Source organism: Limnochorda sp. (assembly GCF_047459355.1).
Lineage (GTDB): Bacteria > Bacillota > Limnochordia > Limnochordales > Limnochordaceae > Limnochorda.
The window spans coordinates 1-1,260 of sequence record NZ_VSCV01000101.1 but is presented as its reverse complement, the minus strand read 5'-3'; the positions used below and the strand labels follow the sequence as shown (position 1 = coordinate 1,260).

At 69.3% G+C, this 1,260-nt stretch carries 2 protein-coding genes; both read right to left on the bottom strand.

Going from position 1 to position 1,260, the window contains the following annotated elements; all coding sequences use genetic code 11:
- On the bottom strand, positions 1 to 1,024 hold a 1,024-nt coding region (locus FWJ67_RS11155; protein WP_414482861.1), incomplete at its 3' end, for an ABC transporter permease.
- The coding region (locus FWJ67_RS11150; protein ID WP_414482860.1) for an ABC transporter permease subunit at positions 1,024 to 1,260 on the bottom strand (237 nt) is incomplete at its 5' end. The genes FWJ67_RS11150 and FWJ67_RS11155, both read right to left, overlap by 1 nt.

The window sequence follows — 1,260 nt, the reverse complement described above, 5'->3', positions numbered from 1 at the left end:
CCTCGCCCGGCCGCACCGCCAGGCTCACCCCGTTCACCGCCCAGACGGGCGGCAGCCCCGGGGACACGTAGGCCGCGTGGAGCTGCCAGCAGGCGAGGAGCGCGTCGGGGGCGGGCTCGTCACCGGCCTCGGCGTGAGGCGCCACCTCCCGGAGCCGCGCCACGGCCCGGGCCCCGGCACGGGCCGAGCGGTCCCGGGCCCGGGGGTTGAAGAACTCGTCCATGCTGGCGTTCAGGCTCATCAGGCTGAAGGAGGTGACGGTGAGGAAGAAGACGGGCGGCAGGAACGCCCACCAGGCCCCCACTCGGACGGCCTCCCACAGCAGGGCCCACTGGAGCATGACGCCCAGGGAGACGGTCTGGAAGGGTCCCAGGCCCAGCATGCTCAAGGTGGCCTCGCTCATGAGGCCGCCGAAGAACTGGAGGATGAAGGCCATGAAGATGTAGGAGAACATGAAGGGCAAAATCTCAAAGAGGATGATCCGGGGCGTGGACAGCCCCGAAAGGCGGGCCACATCCATGTGCTCCCGGGTCTTGAGGCTGGTGGTCTGGGCCCGGACCGCCCGGGCGGTCCAGGGCCAGCTGGTCAGCCCGATGACCAGGCCCATGATGGTGGCCGTCCGGGTCCTGAGGGAGACGGAGACCAGGATGAGGATAACGATGCTGGGGATGGTGATGAAGACGTTGGTGAGCCCCATCAACATCTCATCCAGCCAGCCCCCGCGGTACCCCGCCAGGGCTCCGACGGCCACGCCGATAGCCGTCGCCACCAGTCCGGCGATGGCCCCCACGTAGAGGGAGGTCCGGGTCCCGTAGAGGAGCTGGGTGAAGACATCCCGGCCGAAATTGTCCGTCCCCAGCCAGTGCTCCCGGGATGGGGCCTCGAACATGCCACCCGACATGAGCAGGGGATCGCGGGAGCTCACCAACGGCCCCAGGAGCCCCAGGGCCACCACCGCGAGGAGGAGGGCCAAGCTCAGGGTGAAGCGCCGCGAGGCAAAGAGCATCCGCACGGTCGCCCCCATCACCGCTCACCTCGCTGGGCGGCCCGGATACGGGGGTCCACCAGGCCGTAGAGGAGGTCCGCCAGGAAGTTGGCCAGGAGGACGGCCACGCTCACGAGGAGCGTGATCCCCTGGATCAACGGGTAGTCGCTCTGCCGGATGGCGGTGAAGAGCAGGCTGCCGATGCCCGGGTAGGAGAAGACCATCTCGGTGACCAGGGCGCCGGCCACCATGGTGCCCAGGGAGAGGGCCATGCC